This window comes from Streptomyces sp. NPDC033180 (assembly GCF_055577645.1).
This window is the reverse complement of the sequence record NZ_JBVIPU010000006.1, coordinates 244084-265245: the sequence shown is the minus strand read 5'-3', so window position 1 is coordinate 265245 and position 21162 is coordinate 244084. Positions and strand designations below refer to the sequence as shown.

The window sequence follows — 21162 nt, the reverse complement described above, 5'->3', positions numbered from 1 at the left end:
CCGCCACGCTCCGCCGCCCGGCCCGCTCCCACGACAGGACCCCCCACCCTCATGTCCTCCTTCATCTCCTCTCTCCGCTCCCCCTTCCGCCCGCTGCGTGAACCAGGCGTCCGGCGCCAGGACTTCCTCGCCTCACTCGTCGTCTTCCTCGTCGCCCTGCCGCTGTGCGTCGGCGTGGCTGTCGCCTCCGGCGTGCCCGCCGAACTGGGCCTTGTCACCGGCATCGTCGGCGGCCTGGTCGTCGGCTTCCTGCCCGGCAGCGCCCTGCAGGTGAGCGGGCCCGCCGCCGGACTGACCGTGCTCGTCTTCGAGGCGGTTCAGGAGTTCGGGCTCGGCATGCTCGGCGCCATCGTGCTGCTCACCGGCGCCCTGCAGATCGCCCTCGGCCTGCTGCGCTGCGGCCGGTGGTTCCGCGCCATCTCCGTGTCCGTCGTCCAGGGCATGCTGGCGGGCATCGGACTCGTACTGATCCTCGGCCAGCTCTACACCATGGCCGGGGCTGAACAGCCGCGCTCCGGGCTCGACAAGATAGCCGGGCTGCCCGGCCTGCTTGCCGACGTGCTGGCTGACACCACCTCACTGACCGCCGCGGCCCTGGGCCTTGGCACCATCACCGTGCTCGTGCTGTGGCCGAAGCTGCCCGCGGCCGTGCGCGTGGTGCCCGCCCCACTGGCCGCCGTCGCGCTGGCCACCGCGGTGGCCGCGGGGCTGCGTCTGGACGTGGCCAATGTGACGGTGCGCGGCCTGGTTGATGCCATTCAGCCGCCGGGACTCGGCGACCTGGCGGCCCTGGGCAGTGTCGCCGTGCTCGGCACGGTCCTCGCGTTCACCCTCATCGCCTCGGCCGAATCGCTGTTCAGCGCCGCCGCGGTGGACCGCATGCACGACGGTCCGCGCACGCAGTACGACAAGGAGCTGGTCGCCCAGGGCATCGGCAACGCGACGTGCGGCGTCCTTGGCGCGCTGCCGATGACGGCGGTCATCGTCCGCAGCTCGGCCAACGTCGAGGCCGGCGCCCGCACTCCGCTCTCCCGTGTCCTGCACGGTGCGTGGCTGCTGCTGTTCGCCGTGCTGTTCCCGGCCGCGCTCGGCGTCATCCCGCTGGCGGCGCTCGCCGGCGTCCTGGTCCACGCGGGCTGCAAGCTGATCCCTGCCAAGGCGATCGTCCCGCTCGCCCGCGAGCACCGGGGCGAGGCCCTGGTGCTCGCCACCACCGCGATCGCCATCGTGGTGACCAACATGTTCGAGGGTGTGGTACTCGGCCTGGTACTCGCGGTGGTCAAGTCCGCCTGGGACACCTCGCACGTACACCTGGACGTGCGGGAGTTGACCGGCGGCCGGATGGTCGTCACCCTCACCGGCAACGCGACGTTCCTGCGGCTGCCCCGCATCCTGGAGACGCTGGAGGCCCTGCCCAAGGACCGGCCCATCGAGCTGGATCTGACCGCCGTGCGCCATCTGGACCATGCCTGCCGCACGACGCTGGAGAACTGGGCGCTGCGGCACAACGACAGCGGTACGGAAGCGGTGCGGATGAAGACGTTCCCCGACTCCGAGTCCGGGGAACCCGCGGAGGCACCGATGCGCCGCTGACGCTGCCCGCCCCCACAGGACCCGCCGCGCCGCCCGCCACCCGCCCCGGTGGCGGGCGGCGCGGCGCTCTTCGGCCCGGCTGCCCCATGAGGGCCCGAAATCGATGCCCGAATCAGGCGTGAGGCTCACTTGGCGGGGCACTCGCCTACTTGGCCCCGCCGCGTCCCCCCGTCGCGGCGGGGCCGCCGTGTCGCCACCAGCCGTCACGCACGCCGCCGGCCGACTAGTCGACAAGGGCACCGCAGGAGATGTTCACGTCCGTCGACGTCAGCGTGCGGACCCGGTCCGAGGCCACGAAGGCGGCTACGTGGCAGTGTGGCCCGGGTGCGCCCGGCGACGAACACCCGGGCCCCCTCCTCGGCGAAGGCACGGGCCGCCGCCCCGCCGATCGTCCCGCCGGCCCCGTACACGACAGCGACCTTGTTCTCCATCAGCACCTCCACCACGCCCTTCCGATATTTCCGACACGGAAGCTTCCGGAATCAACCGACTTCCGTGAGACGTCGGAGCAACCCACCGGATTTCGACAGGGCGGCGCCAGGTGCCCGGGCCCGCCGCGGAGCCGGTCCCGCTACCGCCGGCTACGTACCAGCAGGTACACGAAGTACGGCGTCCCCACGACCGCCGTCATGAGTCCCGCGCCCAGTTGTGCCGGGGCGATCACGGTGCGGCCCAGCAGGTCGGCGAGGCAGACGAGGGACGCGCCGAGCAGCATCGCCACCGGGACGACCCGGATGTGGCGTCGGCCCACCAGCGCGCGTGCCGCGTGCGGCGCCACGAGACCCACGAAGCCGATCGTGCCGGCCGCGGCCACCGCGGTGGCGCTGAGCAGCACGCTCATGATGAGGAACCCGAGGCGTCCGCGCGCCAGGTCGAGGCCCAGGAGCCGGGGGGTGTCCTCGTCGAGCGAGACGAGGTCGAGCTCCTTGCGGCGGGCGATGGCCACGGCCGTCGCCGCCACGAGCACGGCCCCGACCGGCAGGATGTCGGGGCCGGTCCGTCCGTAGGTGGAGCCCGAGAGCCAGATCAGCGCCTTGGTCGCGCTGAACCGGTCGGTGAGCACGATCAGCAGGCTGATGAGCGCCATCGTTCCCGTGGACACACCCATGCCGACCAGGACGAGTCGGCTGTTCTGGAAGCCGCCCTTCGCCGCGAGCCCGAAGACGACGACGGCGCTGACCGCGGCGCCGGCGAACGCCGCGCCCGCGACGCTCCACGATCCGGCGCCCGGCGCCGAGGTGACAAGGATGATGGCGCCGAGCGCCGCTCCACCCGAGACGCCGAGGACACCGGGTTCCGCGAGCGGATTGCGGGTCACGGACTGTACGAGCGTGCCGGACAGCGCGAGGGCGGCTCCCGCGAGGAGCGCGGCGAACACCCGTGGCACCCGGGTGTCGAGGACGAAGGTGATGGCTTGGCCCGACTGCCCCCGGACCCAGTTGACCACGTCGCCGAGCAGGAACGTGCTGTCGCCGACGAGCACCGCGGCGATCGCGACGCCGACCAGCGCGCCCACCAGGAGCACCACGGTGACGACGTACGCGGTCCGGCTCGGGATGCGCAGCCGGTCCGGCACGGCGGCCCCGGCGCCGTCACGGGTGCGCATCGCCATGACGACGAGGAACACGGCGCCCACGACGCTGGTGATGACGCCCGTGGGCACGGTGACCGCGGTCTGGGAGGACGTCACGGCGCGCAGCAGCACGTCGGAGCCCAGTACGAGGGCGGCGCCCACGAGGCCCGCGACGGGGATGCGGGTGCGGTGGCGTACGAGGGCGCGGAAGCGACCGGCGAGCGGCCGCACGAGAGCCGGGGCGCACAGCCCCACGAAGGCGATCGGCCCCGCGAGCGTCACCGTCGCGGCGGCGAGCATCGACGCGAGAACGACGGACGCGACGCGCGTCCCGCGGACCGGGATGCCGAGCCCGTGCGCCGCGTCGTCGCCGAGGGCCAGGGCGTCGATTCGACGGGCGATCAGCAGGAGACCGACGAGTGCGGCCCCGATGACGGGCGCCATCTGGACCACGCCGTCGAAGCCGTTCTGGCTGATGCTCCCCTGGCCCCACTGGTAGAGGCCCTCGGTCCGTTCGGGGAAGAGCAGGAGCAGCGCCTCGGTGACGGCGTTGAGTCCAAGGGCGAGCGCGCTGCCCGCGAGGACGAGGCGAACCGTTCCGGCGCCTCGTCCCGACACCGCGAGAACGACGGCGGCCGCCGCAAGACCGCCGAGGAACGCCACTCCGGACGAGGCGAGCAGCGGAGCCGTGGCACCGCTGGCGACCAGGATCGTCACCGCGAGGTAGGCACCGGTGTTGACGGCGAGGGTGTCCGGAGCGGCGAGCACGTTGCGGGTGACGGCCTGCAGGGTGGCGCCGGCCGCGCCGAGCGCGACGCCGACGAGTATCCCGGCGACCATGCGGGGCATGCGTGAGGCGATGACGACGGAGGAGTCGCCCTGCTCGGCCTGCCCGGTGAGGGCCTTCCACACCTGGCCGGGGCCGACGGACGCGGTGCCTTGCGTGATGTCGACGACGGCGAGAACGGCGACCAGAAGAACGAGACCGGCCGTCACCGCGACCACGCCCGATGGGGATGCGGCCGTGCGTTCGGGCGTGGCTGAGGGCGTTGCGGTGACGGCCACGGTCTCCTACTTCTTCAGGCTGTCGATGAGGGCGTCGATGTACGCCTCCATCGCCTCGGGGCCGCCGAACATCCAGATGCCGTCGGGCAGACGGTGCACCTCGTCGTCCTTGACGAGCGGCAGGGACTTCCAGACGGAGTTGTCCGCGAGTTCGTCGGTGAACACGTCGGAGCTGTCGTCGCCCTTGTTGCCGATGTAGACGAGCTTCGCGTCGTCGTCGAGCGCGGTGAGGCCCTCGACGTCGGTGGTGGCGAGCCCGTAGTCCTTGTCGCCCTTGAGCTTCCAGGCGCTCTTGAGGCCGAGGTCCTCGTTGACGGCGCCGAGGAGGGAGGTGCTGGTGTAGCCGCGCAGGGACACCTGGTTGGAGGCGGCGTAACCGTCGGCCATGGCGATCTTCGAGCCGTCGAGCCCGGCTTCCTTCAGCGCCTTCCTGCCTTCGGCGACCTTGGCCTCGTACGACTCCTTGGCCTTCTTGGCCTCGCTGGTCGTGCCGGTGGCCTTGGCGATGACGTCGAGGGTGTCCATCATCTGCCCGACCTGGTCGGAGCCGTCGGCGGCCTTGACCTGGAGTACGGGGGCGACCCTCTTCATCTGCTTCACCGCGGAGGCCGACATGTCGGTCGTGGTGACGATGAGGTCCGGGGTGAGACCGGCGAGGGTGTCCATGCTCGGCTCGCCGCGGGTGCCGATGTCCTTGGGGTCGTTCTTCAGCGGAACCGCAGAGTCCCACGCCTTGTAGCCCTTGACGTCGGCGACACCGACGGGGTCGACGCCGAGCGTGACCATGGACTCGACGACGTTCCACTCGGTTCCGACGACCTTCTTGGCCGGACCGTCCAGCTTCACCGTCCTGCCATCGGCGTCGGTGAGGGTGATCGGCTCGGACTTCTTGTCCGAACTGGCCTCGGCGGGCTCGGAGGTGCCGCAACCGGACAGGATGAGGGCCGCGGCGGTGGCGGCCGTCGCGGCGATCAGGGAGCGTCTCATGAGGAGGTGTGGAGCCTTTCACTTCTGCTGTGGTGGCGGCCTATCGCGCGGGTGCGCAGCCGGCCGGTGAGGGGGTCTGTGTCGACCTCGATGCGGATGCCGTACGTCTCGGAAAGGCGCTCCGGCCGCAGTACGTCTTCTGGGGCGCCGTCGGCGACGATGCGCCCGGCGTCGAGGAGGGCGATCCGGTCGGCGACGGCGGCGGCCTGGTCGAGGTCGTGCAGGACGACGCCGACGGCGATGCCGCCGTCGTCCGCGAGGTCGCGCATCAGGTCGAGGAGTTCGATCTGGTAGCGCAGGTCGAGGTAGGTGGTCGGCTCGTCGAGGAGCAGTACGCCGGTCTCCTGGGCAAGGCAGCCGGCGAGCCACACCCGCTGCAGCTGTCCGCCGGAGAGCTGGTCGACGGCGCGGTCGGCGAGGCCGTCGACGCCGGTCATGGTGAGCACGCGCTCCACCACGGCGGCGCCCCCGGGATCGGCCTGACCCCAGCGGCCCCGGTAGGGGTAGCGCCCGAAGTCCACGACGTCACGGACGGTCAACCCTCCGGGCGTGGGGCGCCCTTGGGTCAGGAGAGCGACGCGCCGGGCGAACTGGCGGGCGGTGAGGTCGAAGCCGTCAGCGGCGTCGGCCGTACCGGAGTCGAGGGTCAGGGTGCCGCGCCGGGCGCCCTGCAAGCGGGCGATGGTGCGCAACAGCGTCGACTTGCCGCTCCCGTTCGGGCCGACGAGAGCGGTCACTTCGCCGGGCCTGAGCTGGATGGCGGCGTCGTGGACGACGTCGACGCCGTCGTACGACACAGTCATGTGCTCGGCGGACAGTTCGTGACCGCGCGGACGTGTGGCGCTACCTGCGCGTTCACCTGATCTCACGGCGTGAAGGTTAGCCTAACCTTAGTCTGGCCGGAAGTAGAGGGTTCTATCCGGACACAAGCAGCCTCCACAGCAACCCCGTTACGCACCGGTGCCGCCCATCGGTCGAGCTGATGGGCGGCACCGGTGGCACTGGCTCCGGGTTCGTTCTCGTTCCGTCAGTACAGCTTGTTGACGGCCTTGACGGTCGTGGTCTTGAAGTCGGCCACCTGCGCGTGGGCGAAGTTGCCCATCTGCCCCCACTTGACGAGCGTCACCGTGGTGCCGTCCCGGCCGACCGACAGCATGTTGATGTCGGACGAGCCTGTCGTGGCCTCGGTGTGGACGCCGTAGACGTGGGCGCCCTCCTCGACGTTCAGCTTCCCGTAGTACTTCTGGGTCGCGGTGACGTCGGGGTTCTCCTGCATCAGCTTCTTCGAGCAGCCGTCGAGGTTCTTGCGCAGCAGGGCCGCGAAGTCCTTGGCACGCTGCTCGCTGCGCTCGACCACCGTCACCTGGAGGGCGCTGGTGTCGTAGTCCGTGCGGTAGGCACGGTGCACGGAGATCGACGGCAGGGCCTCCCCCACGCACATCGGCAGCGGGTCGGGCTGCCCGGCGGTCACCGGTCCCGCGATCCACGCCGACGACGCGTGCGGCGGCAGTTCGGCAGGCGCCAGGAACCGGGGCGAGCCGGCGGCGGCCGCCGGGCTCGTGCCGGCCACCACACCCGCCACGGCCACCGCGGCCCCCAGTGCACACAGTCCTCGGCTCGTGCGAACGCTCATCTTCGTCAACTCCCCGTTCTCGGAGGGTCAGCTTGCCTGCCCCCACGCCCCATACGACCCGCGACACCCCGCGCCCGTTGCCCCCTCCCCCGTCACAGCCCTGTCCGCGATGTCACCGAATGGCTACTTCCGCTACCGGTCGACGTGCGCGGACCCGCTTCAACCCACGGGTGGCGGGAAGGGGAGGATTGCCTTCCGCACGCTTCCGCATGACGGACCCGGGCGGCACGTGTCCCAGGGGGCGAGCCGGGAAAACGGCACAGTGCGCCGTCCGCAGAAACACCGAGGAGTAGCCCATGACCAGTTCCGCGACGCCTGAGGGTGCGGGGCACGCCGGCGTCTCGGGCGGGTCGGGCGCGCTCTCCGCTCCCGCCGGTCCTGCCGAGGGCCCTTCACCGTGGACGCGTCGGGGCGCCGCGCTGCGCCGCACCCCGGTGGCCATGTGGAACGACGACGTGTCCGACTGGGCCGCGGCACTGACGTACTACGCGATTCTCGCTCTGCTGCCCGCGCTCCTGGTCACGGTCAGCCTGATCAGCCTGGTCAGCCCCCACACCACGCAGTCGCTCATAGCCGAGGTCACCGACTGGGCGCCCGCGCAGTCGGGCAGCGCCTTGAACGAGGCGCTCACCGAGATGGCCCGCGCGCGGTCCGCCGCGGTCACGGTGGTGATCGCCGGTGGGGTCAGCGCCCTGTGGTCCGCCTCCAGTTACGCGGCCGTCTTCCGGCGGGCGCTGCACGCGATGCACGGTGTGAAGGACACCCGGCCCATGTGGCGCAAGGCGCACCGCGTGCTGATGACGGCCGCCGCGCTGCTCGCGCTGCTGGCTGCCAGCGCGCTCCTGCTCGTGCTGAGCGGCTCACTCGTCCAGACCGTCGGGCGGCGCGTCGGGGTCGGCGACGCGGGCCAGACCGTATGGAACGTCATGAAGTGGCCCGCCCTGGTCTGTCTCGTGGTCCTGCTCGTTCTCGTCCTCTTCCGTAACGCGCCGCCCTCGGAGCGCGGTTGGCGCCGCAGCCTGCCGGGCGGACTGCTGGCCGCGCTGCTGTGGCTCCTGTCCTCGGGCCTGTTCACCCTGTACGCCACGGGGTTCGCCACTTACGGCAAGCTCTACGGCTCACTGGCCGGAGTGGTCGTCTTCCTGGTGTGGCTCTGGGTGTCCAATCTGGCGCTGCTGGCCGGAGCCCAGTTCACGGTGGAAATGGCCCGCACACCGGAGACCGTGCCCGAGTCCTGAGGCACCGCTCTACCAGGGCGCGATCGGTTCCATCCCCGTGCGGCGGCCCCCGTCATCCAGGAGATGGCCCATCCGCTTGACCGTACGCAGGCCGACGATGCGGTCGGTGACGGTCAGCGAGGGCAGGCGCGCGCAGAGGGCCGTCTCGCGGCGCTGGATGTCCGCGATGTCGTGGACCCAGAGGGTGGCGAGGACATTGGCGGGGCCCGTGACGCCCGCGACCAGGCGGCATTCGGGCAGCGCGGCGAGCGTGCGGTGGACGGCGCCCATGTCCCGCGCCGGGACCTGGGCGAGCAGGGTCACCGGCACCGGGTGCCCGGCCAGCGGGGCGGCGAGGTCGCAGCGGAAGCCCAGCACGCCCGCGTCCGTCAGACGGCGCAGCCTGCGGCGGACGGTGGCGGGGCTGGTGGCGGTGCGGTCGGCGAGCTCGGCCAGCGCGAGACGGCCGTCGCGGACCAGCGCGTCGAGCAGGACCCGGTCGACGGCATCGAGTTCGAGCGTACGGATCTGCTCGGCCGCCCTGGGGGCGGAGTTGCCCAGTGCTGAGAGCTGGGCGGGGTCCAGGGAACGCAGCCGCCAACGGCTCCCCTCGACATACAGCGATGTGGCGAACAGGCAGCGGACCGAGGTGATGCCCGCCAGAGCGTCCAGCGTCTCGGTCACGAAGCGGCCGAGCGAGGCGAGGTCCGGGGCGAGCACGTCGAGGAACAGGTCGGCGCTCCCGGGCGCGGTCACCTCGATCGTGACGGCCTCCGGGAACGCTCTGAGCTCGGCGATCAGCCGCGACCGCGTGCCCGGGGCGCACCGCAGCAGCACGAAGGCGGTACAGCGGCTGCGGGTGAACTCCCGGCCCGGCACCGCGTACACCCAGGCGAGTCCGGCACCGCGGAGCCGCTCCCAGCGGCGTGCCAGGGTGCTCGCCGTGACACCCAGGAGGGGAGCCAGCTCGGACCAGGAGGCACGCGGACGCAGCTGGAGGGCGTTCACGAGCGCGAGGTCGAGCTCGCTGGCCGTCGTTTCCTGCCGCATCCCGTCCTGCCCCGTCACATCCTGCCGCACCGCGTTTCGCCGCACCGCGTTTCGCTCCACCACATGACCGTTTCTCGCATCGAACGCGCTTCGTACGTACGAATCCTTCGATCTGCGCGGGCACCCGCGCCTCCGGCCGCACAGTAGCCACCACTTCCGGTTCCCGGCCACCAGATGAGGTGAGTCTTTGTCCACGCGTACATCGGGACTGCGGCTACGACCAGCGGGTTCAGGCCCGGGATTGCTCCCGGCCATGGCCGTCGTCGTGCTGTTCAGCGGCATCGTGCAGGGCTACCTCACGCCCCTGCTGCCCGAGCTCGGCCGCCGGCTGCACATCGGCGGTGTGGGCCAGAACAACATCTACCTCCTCTCCCAGCTGGCCTTCGCCGTACTGACCCCCCTGCTGTCCCGCCTGGGCGACCTCTACGGCCACCGCCGGATGCTCCGCGTCGCGCTCGCCATGGTCGCGGGCGGATCCCTGCTGATGGCCGCGTGGCCGACGGCGGTCACGCTCGCCGTCGGGGTGGTGCTGCAGGGCGCGCTGGTCGGCTTCTTCCCCCTGCTCGTCGGGATCCTGCGCTCCCGGGCCCCGGAGCGGAACCGCACCGGTATCTCCCTCCTCGTCGGCGTGCTGCTGATCTCCATCGGGGTGGGCGGCCTGGTCGCGGGCGCGCTCAGTGAGCGGCACCCGGCGGCCGGGCTCTGGACGGCAGTGCCCGTCGCGGCGCTGGCGCTGCTCGCCGGGGCCGCGTTGCCCGACAGCGACGTGCCGCGCGGCGGCCGCTTCCACTACGGGGCGGCTGCCCTGCTGACCGGCGGGCTCGTCGCTCTCGTCCTGGTCCTCGCGCAGGGCAGCTCCTGGGGGTGGGCCGCACCGCTGACGCTCGGCCTCACGGCGGCGGCCTTCCTCCTGCTCGCGGCCTGGGTGGCCGTCGAGCGGCGGTCCGCCCATCCGCTGGTGAGCGTGCGGATGCTGCGCAATCCGCGGCTCGCGGTGGTCAGCGGCCACACCTTCTGCGCCGCCTTCGGCACGATCGGCTTCCTCGGCGCCAACGCCCTCTTCCTGGGCGCTTCCCCCGCCGAGACGGGCTACGGCATGGACATGGGCCCGCGGACCATCGCCACCGTCTCCCTGGCGATGGTCATCGCCGGATTCGCGGGGTCCACGCTGACGCCACGGCTCGCGCGCCGTGTGGGCGACCGTGCGGTACTCGCCGCCGGGGGCGGCCTCATCGCGCTCGGCTTCGTGGGGATGGTGCTCTTCCACGACACCCTCGCGCAGTACCTGGCCGCCGCGCTCGTCGTCGGGTTCGCCACCGGGCTCTTCGAATCGATCACGCGCACGCTGTCCGCCGAGGTCGTCGCGGACCACGAGACCGCACTCGCCGTCGGCCTCAACGAACTGGCCCTGTCGCTGGGCGCGGCCATCGGCGCCGCCGTGATCGGCGCGTTCTTCACCGCGCATGTGGCGCGCGGCACCGGGCACATCGGGATCGGTGGCTACCTGTGGGGCTGGGGTGCGTGTGCGGCCGTCGCCGTCGCCGGCTCGGCCCTCGCCCTGCGCTATCGCCCGCCGGGGACGGCGGGCAGCCGAGCCGTACGACCGTCCGAACGCGTGGCGGAGAAAGAAGGACTGGCATGACAGGCGTGACTGATACCCGGGTGATGAGCAGCAACGATGCACAGGAGGCGGTGACTTCCGCCGTGCGCGCCTGGAGCGACCGACTCGTCGGCCTGAGCCACAGCCTGCACGACGAGCCCGAAACCGCCCTCCGGGAACACCGCTCGGCCGCGAAAATCACGGGCCTGCTCACGGAGGCCGGGTTCGAGGTGGCCCAGGGCGTGGGCGACCTGCCCACCGCGCTGGTCGCCACCTGCGGCAGCGGAGAACTGGTGCTCGGGTTCTGCGCCGAGTACGACGCCCTGCCCGGCATCGGTCACGCCTGCGGGCACAACGTCAACGGCGCGGCCGCGGTCGGCGCCGCCATCGGCCTGGCCACGGCCGCGGACGAACTCGGCCTGACCGTCAAGCTGATCGGCACCCCGGCCGAGGAGGACATCGGCGGCAAGGTGCTGCTCCTGGAGGCCGGGATCTTCGACGATGTCGCCGCGGCGATGATGGTGCACGCTGCCCCCGACGACACCGTCGGTGCGTCCTCGCTGGCCATCGGCGCCTGGGACGTCACATACACGGGTACGCCTTCCCACGCGGCCATCGCCCCATGGGAAGGCGTCAACGCCCTCGACGCGATGGCCCTCGCGCACACCGCGATCGGACTGCTGCGCCAGCAACTGCCGCCCGGCGCGCTGGTCCACGGCATCGTCACGGACGGCGGCCAGGCCGTGAACGTCATCCCCGCCCGCAGCGCCGCACGTTACGAGATCAGGGCGCCCTCCCTGGAACTGCTCTGCGAGGTACGCGGCCGGGTGCGATCCTGTTTCGAGGCGGGCGCCCTCGCTACCGGGGCAGCGCTGGAACTACACGTCCACGGACGGGACTTCGCGGAACTTCGGCAGGATCAGTACCTGACCGAGGCGTACGTCAGGGCGGCTCGCAGCCTCGGCCGCGCGGTCACGTCACGCCAGGGCCAGGCCCTGGCATCGACGGACATGGGCAACGTCTCCCGGCTCGTGCCCACCATCCACCCGACCATCGGATACGACACCGGGGGCGCCCACCAGCACACCCCCGAGTTCACGGCCCATGGCAAGAGCTTCGGCGCGGATCGCGCGGTACTGGACGGCGCGGCGGCTCTGGCTCTCGTGGGCACCGACCTCGCGACCTCGGCCGAGCAACGCCGCAGGCTGCTCGACGGAGTCGCTCGACGGGATCTCTGAACGGGGCCGAGGAGGAGGGGACCTGTGAACAGGACTCAGGAGGAGAGCGGCCGGGGCAGGCCCGAGTCGTGCGCCCCCGGGCGGAAATCCCGGACCGTGCGCCCGCGTTCGCCCTTCCCTGCGCGCCGCGTGCGCTCCCCCCGCAGGGGTTCGGGCGCGGCATGCAGCGGTGATACGCCTGAAGGACGAACTACTCGTGCGCGTGTTCGCTCACGCGGTATCGATGAGGAGTCACCCCATGGCCTCGTTCGACACGGGACGGTTGTACGCGATCGTCAAAATCCTGGACCAGGCAAGCACCCACCTCCGGCTGGCCGCCCGCGACTGCACGCTCGCCGAAGCCGCGACGCCCATCGCCCGGCCGACCGCCGACCCCACCACCGGGTCCGACCCGACCGCGTCCGGCATCACCGCGCTCCTGAGCGTCTCGGAACAGGCGTCGGGCAGTGTCCGGCGCGCTCTCGTCCACATCCGCAACGGTGAGGACCAGCGCGCCCAGCACGAACTGGACCGGGCCAGGACCCAGCCGTGCGTGGCGGTCCTCGCTCCGGCCGGACTGCCGCGGCCCCTCCCCCGGCGCGTGACCACGGCGCTGCGCCTGATGCAGGGGATCACCGGCTTCTTCCCGTCAGAGACGGAACAGGTCCTGGTGCGGGCAGCCATGCCCTAGCCGAATCCGCCGCCGTCCTCGCGGCACGTACGGGCGACGTGCGGGCGCGTCACTCGAACGGGCTAGTCGAGGTGGTAGTGCGCCAAGTCACCCCGATCGCTGCAAACAGCCCGCCGAAGGACCTCTGCCGAGCCGTCCGAGCACGCTCAGTGACTCTCCTGGTTGCGTCGCACCCCGCTCCGGCGCGGGATGGAGGGGACGCGTGCGGCGTCCGTGGCGAGATTCGATTTCTGCCCGTCGCGCGCTGCGAGGGAGTGATCACCCATGACTCAGGGCGAGGCCTTCACCAGCGCCGACGGGCTCGCGGGCCTTACGGCCTACGACCGGACCGGCGAGAAGATCGGCAGCGTCGAGCAGGTGTATCTCGACGACCGAACTGGGCGTCCCGAGTGGGTGACCGTCAAGACCGGTCTCTTCGGCATGAAGCAGAGCTTCGTGCCGCTCGCCGGAGCCCGCCGTCAGCAGGACGAGCTGCACGTGACGGCCACGAAGGAGGCCGTCAAGGACGCTCCGCGCGTGGACGCCGACCAGCACCTCGAGCCGGGCGAGGAGCAGGACCTCTACACGCACTACGGCCTCACGCGCCCCAGCGGCACGCCTGCCCCGTCGGCAGGTGGTCGCGCCGGTACCGCGGGCATGGCGGGAGCCGGAGCGGGCGCCGGTATGGGCATGGGCGAGGGCCGCAACGCGGGCGCGCGTGAGTTCGCGACGCGCTCCGGCGCGGGCGACGAGGGCAAGACGGACGAGATGATCCGCTCGGAGGAGCGACTCCGCGTCGGAACGGAAGAGCAGGAGGTCGGGCACGCCCGCCTGCGCAAGGTGGTCGTCGACGAGAACGTGAAGACGTCCGTCCCCATCTCTCACGAGGAAGTTCGCGTCGTGCGCGAGCCCATCCGCGAGGGTGACCGCACCCGCGGCGCCAACATCGGCGAGGAGCAGACCGAGGTGACCCTGCACGCCGAGAAGGCGGTGGTCAGCAAGGAGTCCGTGCCGGTCGAGCGCGTCCGTCTGGAGACCGAGAAGGTCACCGAGACCCAGGAGGTCTCCGACACCGTGCGCAAGGAGCAGATCGAGTTCGACGACGCCAAGGGCGAGCGCCGCGCGAAGGGCGAGAACTGGCGTGACAAGAAGCAGGGCCCGCGGCACTGACGCCCCTCAGGGCGCCCTGACCGAGGGCAACTGACGGCGGAGGAAGGGAGCACCCGTGCCGGGTGCTCCCTTCCTCTTGGTCAACTTGCCGGCACCGTCAGCTGCCGCGGCTCGCTTCCTGGCACTCGCGGCAGGCAGGCCTGCCGTCGACCGTCACCCCGTCCTCGGAGGCGGCCTCGCAAATGCCGGGGCTGCTGGGGTGGTTGGCCCGGCAGTGACAGGCGCAGGTGGCGGTGACCCCTTCCAGGTCGGAGTCACGCTGGGGAGCCAGGCCCATGTTGATGTCGTGGCAGTTGCGGCACAGGGGCGAGTTGAGGACACCGGTGAGGTCCGGTTCGGCGTGACCGGTGCACGATTCGGGGAACTCGGGGTGGGCTCCGCACCGGCAGCGGCACGAGCCGGGGTGCAGTGCCTGTGCCTGTGCCTGGGTGGTCATGCGCTCATTGTCCCGCCGAGTCTCGCGCCACGGGCGGCAGGAGTGCACGAAACCACTCACCCGATCCCTCTTGGTCAGGCACCGGTCTGGGCCGGCCCGGCAGCGGCCCCCGCACCGGCCCCGGCCCTGCACGCCGCCGCCGCGGTCGCGATGACCTTCTCGTACAGCTCATCGTCGAGCAGGACCGTGAGCCCGCACGCGATTCCCCAGGCGACGTGCGCGGCGTCCTCACCGAGGATCTGTTCCTGCTCGTGGAGCTCTCGGCCGAGGTACTGACTGTGCAGGTCCCTGGGGCCCTGGCTTTCCGCACGACGGCGGACGGCTTCGACGGCGCTCACGGTAAAGGTCTCGTAGTGGGCGTCGCCGAGCAGTCTGCGCAACTGCTCGAGCTGGGCATGCGCGGCACGCAGGCGCAGCGGCCAGTCCCGACTGATCCCGAACTGCTCTTCCATGGCCTGCGTCAGGTCGATCCGGCGGAACATCTCGTCGAGCGGGTCGTAGGTCATGATCTCTCGGTAGCGGCTGCCGAGGTCAGGGCGTTGAAGGCTCGCTGCGGGCTCCCCCGTGTGGCTGCACTATCACCCTGCCGAACGCCTACGCGCTCAGGCGGCGGGCACCGCCCCGGTCGCGAAGTACGGCTTGCAGACCGAGCCGGACCAGTCCGTGGCGATCTCGAGGAGACTGTTGCCGTCGGCGGACGGCAGCAGGCTGGAGCTGTAGTTGGGGCAGTAGTCGACGGTCGTCGACTCGACGGCGACCGGCGCGGAGATCTCCCGCCAACTCCCCGCACCACCCGCGCTGTTGACCCAGACGGTGCGTCCGCTCCCGGCGGCCCGGCTGCCGTCGCGGTGGTACATGACCTGCCCGACGAGGAAGAGCCTGCCCTTCGGGTTGCCCGCCTCGGGCGCCCACGCCAGGTTCGGCGCGTGCTTGAAGTACTTGCCGTCGGCGGTCTCCGGGCGGATGCCCAGGTAGTCGGTGGCGCCCCAGTTCCAGCCGTCGGACGAGGTCCGGTAATGCACGACGCACACGAACTGCCCAGCGGCCGCGCAGATCTCGTACGACATGAAGTAGGTCCCGTCGCCCATCTTGCGCACCACAGCCATACCCGGTCGGTCCGAGGCGAGCGTGCTGGCGACCGTGTCGTGGTGGCCGGTCCAGGACACCCCGTTCGCGGTGCGGGCGGCCACCAGCCTCTGGCTGTGGGCGGCGTCGGTCTCGTCGGAGTAGTGCGCCACGAGTTGCCCCGATGCGTCGACGGAGAACTCAGGCTCCCACAGCCCCTTGTCGTTCGACGCTGTGGCGATCGTGGACAGATAGCTCCAGCTGCGGCCCACGTCACGGCTCTTGAAGACGCGCAGGGCCATGCGCCGATTCGGCTCGTCCTGCCCGATCGACGCCGCCCACAGCAGCGTCCCCGCGGGCATGTCTCCGATGCGTTGCGGAAGTTCGTACAGCGTCGAGCAGCACAGTCCCTGTCCACCCGCTGCCTCGGGGTCGCGCACCGTACCGACTTCGCGGAACGACGCGCCCCCGTCCGTGCTCTCGTGGATGGCGCCGAGCCCGTCGTTCCCGTTGAACGTGACAACGGAGGCCAGGATCCGGCCGTTCGCGTCGCCGTTGTGGGCGAGTCTGACGGCGCGTGGGTAGAGGCCGGTGCCGTCGCGCAGCAAGGTGCCGGTCGCGGCGTCGGCCGACGCCCCGGACTGCGTGACGAGCAGCGCTGCCAGGAGGGCGAGCAGCAGCGGGAACAGGAGGGTGGGGCGGAGGAGACGTGGTCGTGCGGGGTCGGGCGCTGACATGGGCCTCTCCTGACTCTGCGGTGGTTGGGGGCTGGGTGGAGCGGTGGACCGGGTGCGCTGTCAGTCGTGTTGGGGGGCGAGCCGGATGACGTTCCAGGAGATCGGCGGCAGTTCGGCCGCCAGCGCGCCCCCGGTGGCGATGTGCGTTTCGGGTGCGCGGCGCGGCACCACCCGGTCCGGCTCCGCCTCGGTGTTGACCGCGTCCGGGTCGTGGTCGGCCAGGACCAGGTGCTCCACTACGCGATATCCGGCGGCAACCCCGCGCAGCGCGGCTTCGAGGCGCAGCGACTGCTCCTGGTCGCGGTTGACGGCGAGGACCGTGAGGGCTCCGGTCTCCTCGTCGTGCGTCACCACCGTGTCGAGGGCGGATACGTCACCGTACTGAGGTGTGTCGATGCGGGGCCCGGTGGCGTCGGTGCGCAGCACACGTCCGGTGGCGAACCGGGCCGCCTGGGCGAAGGGGTGGAAGATGGTCTGGCGCCAGCTGGCACCGCCGGGCTCGGTGCGGATGGGTGCGATGACGTTGACCAGCTGCGCGAGGCAGGCCACGGCCACCCGGTCGGCGTTGCGCAGCAGCGTGATGAGCAGCGAGCCGACCACGGCGGCGTCCGTCACGCTGTACGTGTCCTCGATGAGCCGGGGTGTCTCGGCGGTCTCCAGGTTGCGCTCGCCGGGGAAGCGGGCGGCGTACCAGACGTTCCACTCGTCGAAGGAGAGCTTGATGTGCTTCTTGGCGCCCCGCACCGCACGGACGTGGTCGGCGGTCGACACCACATCGCGGATGTACTGGTCCATGTGCGCGCCCGAGGCGAGGAAGCTGGCGCGGTCGCCGTCGAACTCCTCGTAGTAGGCGTGCAGGGAGAGGTAGTCGACCTCGTCGTAGGTCTGCTCCAGTACCTCGCGCTCCCACGTGCCGAAGGTCGGCATCCGCGAGTTGGAGCTGCCGCACGCGACGAGCTCGATGGACGGGTCGACCTGGCGCATCGCCTTGCCGGCCTCGGCGGCCAGCCGCCCGTACTCGGTGGCCGACTTGTGGCCGGTCTGCCAGGGCCCGTCCATCTCGTTGCCCAGGCACCACAGCTTCACGCCGTGCGGTTCGCTCACGCCGTGCTTGATGCGCAGGTCCGACCAGGCGGTGCCGCTCGGGTGGTTGCAGTACTCGACCAGGGCGCGGGCGGCGTCGATGCCGCGGGTTCCGAGGTTCACGGCCATCATCGGGTCGAGGCCCAACCGGCGGGCCCAGCCGAGGAACTCGTTGGTGCCGACGCGGTTGGTCTCGATGGAGCGCCAGGCCAGGTCAAGGCGGCGGGGGCGTTCGGAGACCGGGCCGACGCCGTCCTCCCAGTGGTAGCCGGAGACGAAGTTGCCGCCGGGGTAGCGCACGAGACCTGTCCCCAGTCCGCGGACCAGCTCGGCGACGTCGCCACGGAATCCGTCGGCGTCGGCGGTGGGGTGCTCGGGGTCGTGGATTCCGGTGTAGACGCAGCGTCCCATGTGCTCGACGAAGGTTCCGTACAGGCGCGGGTCGACGTCTCCGACGCTGAACTCCGGGTCGATGACGAACCGAGCGGTGTGCGGCATGTTCTGGTGCCTCTCTTCTGCGTGGGTTGATGTACGAGGGGGCGGGGGTTACTTGAGGCCGGTGCCTGCGATGCCCTCGACGATGCGGCGCTGGAACAGCGCGAAGACGGCGAGCAGCGGGATCGCGCCGAGCACGGCGGACGCCATGAGCTGGGCGTAGGGGACGCCGAACACGTCCTGGACAGAGGTGAGTCCGACGGGCAGCGTCATCATCTCGGGGTCGGTCACCACGAGCAGCGGCCACAGGAAGTTGTTCCAGACGCCGACGAACACGAAGATCGTGACCGCGGAGACGGCCGGGCGGGAGATCGGCATCACGATCTGCCAGTAGGTGCGCAGCCAGCCCGCCCCGTCCGCGCGCGCCGCGTCGATCAGCTCCCGCGGTATCCCGTCGAAGAACTGCTTGAAGACGAACACGGCCACGACATTGGGTACTTGGGGCAGCACGACACCCCAGTAGGTGTTCAGCAGGCCCGCCGACTGGAGCGCGAGGAACTGCGGGATCATCAGGACCTGGCCCGGGATCATGATCCCGGCGAGCAGCATCACGAACGCGGCCCGACGCAGCCGGAAACGGGTCTGCGAGAGGGCGAACGCGGCCAGGGACGCCATGATCACCGTGAGGACCGTGGTGAGGGTCGAGGTGATGAAGCTGTTGGCGTACCAGTAGGGCAGCTTGCCCGCGTCGAAGATCTCCCCGTACGCGTCCAGGGTCGGATGCGCGGTGAACCACCCGGTGGGGTGGGTGACGACCTCCTGCGCGGGGCGCACCGAGGTGGCCAGCGCCCACGCGAGCGGCACGAGCCACAGCAGCGCGAGGGCGATGAGCGTGCCGAGCGCCACCCGGTTGAACAGGCGCTCCGAGTCGCGGTGGCGGGCCGGTGGCACGGTGGCACCGCGCTGTTCCGTCTCGGGGCGCGTGGCGATCGCGGTCATGGTCAGCTCTCCTTCTCGGCACGGCGTACGAGGGCGAACCAGACGAGGGAGACGAACAGGATCACCAGGAACAGCAGCAGCGACACGGTCGAGGCGTAGCCCACGCGGCCCTCGACGAACCCGGTGTCGTAGATGAGCTGCAGCGAAGGGCGGGTGCTGCCGTCGGGGCCGCCGCTGGTCATCATGTAGATCTGGTCGAAGACCTTGAGCGAGGCGATGATCTGCAACACCGTCACCAGCGTCGTCGTACGGCCCAGCATCGGCACCACCACGTGCCGGATGCGCTGCCAGGGCCCGGCGCCGTCGATGGCGGCCGCCTCGTGCACCTCGCGCGGCACGTCCTGCAGCCCTGCCAGGTAGAGCACGAAGTTGAAGCCGATCGTCCACCACACCGTGGCCGCCGCGATGGAGATCATCGCCCAGTCCGGGTCGCCGAGCCAGGACGGCGGGGTCTCGACGCCGACCCACTTCACCGCCTCCTGGGCCAGGCCGAGTTGGTCGGCGTAGATGAACATGAAGAGCAGTGAGATGACCGCGGAGGGCAGCACGAACGGCGCGAAGAACGCGAACCGGAAGAACCAGCGACCGCGCACGAACCGGTCGGCGAGCACCGCGAGGGCCAGGCTGAGCAGCACCAGCGGCACGGTCGTCAGGACCGTGAACCACAGTGTGTTGCGCAGGGTCCGCCAGAACTCCGCGTCGCCGAGCACCTCCTTGTAGTTCGTCAGGCCCGCGAAGTCACCGAGGCCGCTCTTGAGCAGGCTCGTCTCGAAGAATCCGGCGACCACGGTGTAGATGAGCGGCCCCACCAGGAACACCAGGTAGAAGAGGGCGAAGGGCAGCAGCATCCCCGGTCCTGCCCAGCGGTCGCCTCTGCTGGACGTCGGGGAGGGGACGGTCGTCGTGGCCACGGTTCGGCCTTTCGGTCAAGGCGTACGGGATCCAGGGGCAGGTGGCGCAAGGGCTGTTGGCTCAAGCGGAGTCGACTCAAGGGGAGCTGGGCTGCGGACCGGGAAGGGCCCGGAGACGGGCCGGGTCATACGGGAGCGGGGCGCGACGCCAGGTCGCGCAGCTCGCGGCGCAGCCGCGCGGCGCCCGCCGTGGGGCTGGTGTCGCCGGTGAAGACGGAGCCCACGGCGTCGCCCACCACGTTCTGCAGGGTGCTTCCCGCGCCGCCGTACCAGGCGGCCGGATCGTAGACCGCTCCGTCGGCGGCCGTGGCGTAGTGCGATTGCGGAACCAGTTCCTGGTACGCGCGTGAACGCTGCGTCGGCAGCCAGGCCGGCACATGGCCGCCCTGCGCCCACAACTTGCTGGAGTGCAGCATCGAGGCGATGAACCCCAGGGAGAGATCGAGGCGCCCGGCCGTCTCGGTGGGGGCCTTCGGCAGCACCAGGGCGTGCGAGTCGGCGGCGCAGGCGTAGGGCGCGTCCTTGAAGACGCGCGGCAGGGGCCGCATGTCGAACTTCACCTTCGCCGACTGGACCGCGAGGGCCTGCCAGACGCCGTCCATCAGGAATCCGGCCTTGCCGGTGGTCAGCAGCGTGATGGCGCCCTTTCCATCGGTGTTCGCCGGGATCACCTTCTCCTGGCTGAGGCGCCGGACGTACGCGAGCGCCTCGGCCGCGGCGGCGGTGTCGATGACCACCCGCTTGCCCTGGTCGGCGACGAGATCCCCGCCGCCGATCTGCCGGTACAGCGACCAGAACAGGCGGAACTGCATCGAGGCCTCCTTCACCGAGGCGACCGAACCGCCCCAGGCGCCGGTCACCTCCTTCGCCGCACGCATGGCGTCGATGAAGGCGTCGGGCCCGTCGACGTCCACCAACTGGCCCTGCCCGTCGAGCAGTCCGGCCCTCTCGGCGATGTCCGTGCGGAAGAAGAGCACGAAGGGGTGCGTGTCGAGCGGCACGGCGTGCGGAGCCCCGTCGAACTGGGACTTCCGCCAGGGCCGCGCGTCGAACTTGTCCTCGGTGAGACCGTGTCGGGCCAGATCATCGGTGTGCAGCTCGGTGAGCAGGCCGGCCTCGGCGAGCGTGGGCAACTTCGACAGGTGGACGACCGCGACTTGCGGTGGGCGGTCGCCGAGCGTGGCGAGGGTGAGCTTCGTGTAGTACGGGTTGCCCCACAAGAACGTCGCCGATTTCAGCTCGGTCGAGCGGTGCGCGGCCCGGTAGGCGTCCTGCATCGCCAGCATCCGCTCGCCGTCGCCGCCGGTGAACGGGTTCCAGAAGTTCAGTCGCGACGACGAGGGGGCCCCGCCGGTGAACCCCTGCGCGATGGTGCTCCCGCAGCCGCCGACGGTGAGCCCGGCGGCGCCGGCCGCGCCGAGCGCGAGCCCTCCGCGCAGTACACGGCGGCGGGACGGGGCGGGCGGCGACGGGGTCGGTATGCGGTCCCGCATGGGCATGCGTCCCTCCACGGCGGACAAGACTGGCAAGGCGGACAAGACTGATACGGGGTGCAACGTTGGAATGCACATCGGCGACAACCGCACTTCGTGGCCGCCTGCTGCGTTTACAACGTTGTACTCAGCTGGCCATACGGCGTCAACACCTGGGCCTGCATTACCTGTTCACGTACGGGACGGATCCACATCCGCCCTAACCGGTTACAACGTTGGACCATGACG

At 71.0% G+C, this 21162-nt stretch carries 18 protein-coding genes and 1 pseudogene; 6 read left to right on the top strand and 13 right to left on the bottom strand.

The features are described 5' to 3' along the window. The first annotated feature begins 51 nt into the window (after positions 1 to 51). Entirely contained in the window at positions 52 to 1593 is a 1542-nt protein-coding gene (locus ACZ5WE_RS19730) for a SulP family inorganic anion transporter (protein WP_467693820.1), read from the top strand. Between the two features lie 311 nt (positions 1594 to 1904). On the opposite strand, the pseudogene ACZ5WE_RS19725 reads toward ACZ5WE_RS19730, so the two are convergent. The 5 genes and pseudogenes from ACZ5WE_RS19725 to ACZ5WE_RS19705 all read right to left on the bottom strand — a co-directional run. Next, positions 1905 to 2024 (bottom strand): annotated as a pseudogene (locus tag ACZ5WE_RS19725) (2-hydroxycyclohexanecarboxyl-CoA dehydrogenase); the annotation flags it as partial. Positions 2025 to 2164: 140 nt separating this feature from the next. After that, complete coding sequence (locus ACZ5WE_RS19720; protein ID WP_467693821.1) at positions 2165 to 4231, bottom strand: iron ABC transporter permease; 2067 nt, start codon at positions 4229 to 4231, stop codon at positions 2165 to 2167. 6 nt (positions 4232 to 4237) lie between these two features. Continuing rightward, complete coding sequence (locus ACZ5WE_RS19715) at positions 4238 to 5218, bottom strand: ABC transporter substrate-binding protein (RefSeq protein ID WP_467693822.1); 981 nt, start codon at positions 5216 to 5218, stop codon at positions 4238 to 4240. Continuing rightward, a complete protein-coding gene (locus tag ACZ5WE_RS19710) occupies positions 5215 to 6021 on the bottom strand; it encodes an ABC transporter ATP-binding protein (protein WP_467693960.1) in 807 nt (268 codons plus the stop codon). Before ACZ5WE_RS19710 ends, ACZ5WE_RS19715 begins: the two co-directional genes overlap by 4 nt. Before the next feature lie 224 nt (positions 6022 to 6245). After that, the gene (locus tag ACZ5WE_RS19705) at positions 6246 to 6851 is read right to left on the bottom strand and encodes a hypothetical protein (protein WP_467693823.1); all 606 of its coding nucleotides are present in this window, start codon (positions 6849 to 6851) and stop codon (positions 6246 to 6248) included. 296 nt (positions 6852 to 7147) lie between these two features. Here ACZ5WE_RS19705 and ACZ5WE_RS19700 point away from each other — a divergent pair, with 296 nt between their 5' ends. Next, positions 7148 to 8089, top strand: a complete 942-nt coding sequence (locus ACZ5WE_RS19700) for a YihY/virulence factor BrkB family protein (protein ID WP_467693824.1) — start codon at positions 7148 to 7150, stop codon at positions 8087 to 8089. A 9-nt stretch (positions 8090 to 8098) separates the two neighbouring features. Here ACZ5WE_RS19700 and ACZ5WE_RS19695 read toward each other — a convergent pair whose 3' ends face one another. Continuing rightward, positions 8099 to 9178, bottom strand: a complete 1080-nt coding sequence (locus ACZ5WE_RS19695) for an Lrp/AsnC family transcriptional regulator (RefSeq protein ID WP_467693826.1) — start codon at positions 9176 to 9178, stop codon at positions 8099 to 8101. Between the two features lie 193 nt (positions 9179 to 9371). Here ACZ5WE_RS19695 and ACZ5WE_RS19690 point away from each other — a divergent pair, with 193 nt between their 5' ends. The 4 genes from ACZ5WE_RS19690 to ACZ5WE_RS19675 all read left to right on the top strand — a co-directional run bounded on the left by ACZ5WE_RS19690 (position 9372) and on the right by ACZ5WE_RS19675 (position 13775). Next, entirely contained in the window at positions 9372 to 10760 is a 1389-nt protein-coding gene (locus ACZ5WE_RS19690; RefSeq protein ID WP_467693827.1) for an MFS transporter, read from the top strand. A 23-nt stretch (positions 10761 to 10783) separates the two neighbouring features. Then, positions 10784 to 11956, top strand: coding sequence for a M20 family metallopeptidase (locus ACZ5WE_RS19685; protein ID WP_467693828.1), 1173 nt, complete (start codon positions 10784 to 10786; stop codon positions 11954 to 11956). 238 nt (positions 11957 to 12194) lie between these two features. Then, positions 12195 to 12626 carry a hypothetical protein gene (locus tag ACZ5WE_RS19680; RefSeq protein ID WP_467693830.1) on the top strand — a complete coding sequence of 144 codons (432 nt, stop codon included), beginning with the start codon at positions 12195 to 12197 and terminating at the stop codon, positions 12624 to 12626. A gap of 264 nt (positions 12627 to 12890) precedes the next feature. Further along, entirely contained in the window at positions 12891 to 13775 is an 885-nt protein-coding gene (locus tag ACZ5WE_RS19675; RefSeq protein WP_467693831.1) for a DUF2382 domain-containing protein, read from the top strand. Positions 13776 to 13872: 97 nt separating this feature from the next. On the opposite strand, the gene ACZ5WE_RS19670 is transcribed toward ACZ5WE_RS19675, so the two are convergent. From ACZ5WE_RS19670 to ACZ5WE_RS19640, 7 genes are all read right to left on the bottom strand, one after another. Next, on the bottom strand, positions 13873 to 14211 hold the full coding sequence (locus ACZ5WE_RS19670; RefSeq protein ID WP_467693832.1) for a hypothetical protein: 339 nt from the start codon (positions 14209 to 14211) through the stop codon (positions 13873 to 13875). Between the two features lie 74 nt (positions 14212 to 14285). Beyond that, positions 14286 to 14717 carry a hypothetical protein gene (locus ACZ5WE_RS19665; RefSeq protein WP_467693834.1) on the bottom strand — a complete coding sequence of 144 codons (432 nt, stop codon included), beginning with the start codon at positions 14715 to 14717 and terminating at the stop codon, positions 14286 to 14288. 96 nt (positions 14718 to 14813) lie between these two features. After that, a complete protein-coding gene (locus ACZ5WE_RS19660; RefSeq protein ID WP_467693835.1) occupies positions 14814 to 16013 on the bottom strand; it encodes a sialidase family protein in 1200 nt (399 codons plus the stop codon). Between the two features lie 60 nt (positions 16014 to 16073). Then, positions 16074 to 17594 carry an arabinosylfuranosidase ArfA gene (arfA, locus tag ACZ5WE_RS19655; protein WP_467693836.1) on the bottom strand — a complete coding sequence of 507 codons (1521 nt, stop codon included), beginning with the start codon at positions 17592 to 17594 and terminating at the stop codon, positions 16074 to 16076. Between the two features lie 48 nt (positions 17595 to 17642). Continuing rightward, on the bottom strand, positions 17643 to 18530 hold the full coding sequence (locus tag ACZ5WE_RS19650; protein WP_467693838.1) for a carbohydrate ABC transporter permease: 888 nt from the start codon (positions 18528 to 18530) through the stop codon (positions 17643 to 17645). A gap of 2 nt (positions 18531 to 18532) precedes the next feature. Beyond that, the gene (locus tag ACZ5WE_RS19645) at positions 18533 to 19441 is read right to left on the bottom strand and encodes a carbohydrate ABC transporter permease (protein ID WP_467693839.1); all 909 of its coding nucleotides are present in this window, start codon (positions 19439 to 19441) and stop codon (positions 18533 to 18535) included. A 125-nt stretch (positions 19442 to 19566) separates the two neighbouring features. Further along, entirely contained in the window at positions 19567 to 20940 is a 1374-nt protein-coding gene (locus ACZ5WE_RS19640; protein ID WP_467693841.1) for an extracellular solute-binding protein, read from the bottom strand. Between the last annotated feature and the right edge of the window lie 222 nt (positions 20941 to 21162).

Excerpts from the sequence above, each read along its gene's own strand:
- ACZ5WE_RS19675 (WP_467693831.1), top strand. The coding sequence starts at position 12,891 with ATGACTCAGGGCGAGGCCTTCACCAGCGCCGACGGGCTCGCGGGCCTT.
- arfA (WP_467693836.1), bottom strand. The coding sequence starts at position 17,594 with ATGCCGCACACCGCTCGGTTCGTCATCGACCCGGAGTTCAGCGTCGGA.
- ACZ5WE_RS19650 (WP_467693838.1), bottom strand. The coding sequence starts at position 18,530 with ATGACCGCGATCGCCACGCGCCCCGAGACGGAACAGCGCGGTGCCACC.
- ACZ5WE_RS19715 (WP_467693822.1), bottom strand. The coding sequence starts at position 5,218 with ATGAGACGCTCCCTGATCGCCGCGACGGCCGCCACCGCCGCGGCCCTC.
- ACZ5WE_RS19710 (WP_467693960.1), bottom strand. The coding sequence starts at position 6,021 with ATGACTGTGTCGTACGACGGCGTCGACGTCGTCCACGACGCCGCCATC.
- ACZ5WE_RS19660 (WP_467693835.1), bottom strand. The coding sequence starts at position 16,013 with ATGTCAGCGCCCGACCCCGCACGACCACGTCTCCTCCGCCCCACCCTC.
- ACZ5WE_RS19700 (WP_467693824.1), top strand. The coding sequence starts at position 7,148 with ATGACCAGTTCCGCGACGCCTGAGGGTGCGGGGCACGCCGGCGTCTCG.
- ACZ5WE_RS19665 (WP_467693834.1), bottom strand. The coding sequence starts at position 14,717 with ATGACCTACGACCCGCTCGACGAGATGTTCCGCCGGATCGACCTGACG.
- ACZ5WE_RS19670 (WP_467693832.1), bottom strand. The coding sequence starts at position 14,211 with ATGACCACCCAGGCACAGGCACAGGCACTGCACCCCGGCTCGTGCCGC.
- ACZ5WE_RS19730 (WP_467693820.1), top strand. The coding sequence starts at position 52 with ATGTCCTCCTTCATCTCCTCTCTCCGCTCCCCCTTCCGCCCGCTGCGT.
- ACZ5WE_RS19705 (WP_467693823.1), bottom strand. The coding sequence starts at position 6,851 with ATGAGCGTTCGCACGAGCCGAGGACTGTGTGCACTGGGGGCCGCGGTG.
- ACZ5WE_RS19690 (WP_467693827.1), top strand. The coding sequence starts at position 9,372 with ATGGCCGTCGTCGTGCTGTTCAGCGGCATCGTGCAGGGCTACCTCACG.
- ACZ5WE_RS19685 (WP_467693828.1), top strand. The coding sequence starts at position 10,784 with ATGAGCAGCAACGATGCACAGGAGGCGGTGACTTCCGCCGTGCGCGCC.
- ACZ5WE_RS19640 (WP_467693841.1), bottom strand. The coding sequence starts at position 20,940 with ATGCCCATGCGGGACCGCATACCGACCCCGTCGCCGCCCGCCCCGTCC.
- ACZ5WE_RS19680 (WP_467693830.1), top strand. The coding sequence starts at position 12,195 with ATGGCCTCGTTCGACACGGGACGGTTGTACGCGATCGTCAAAATCCTG.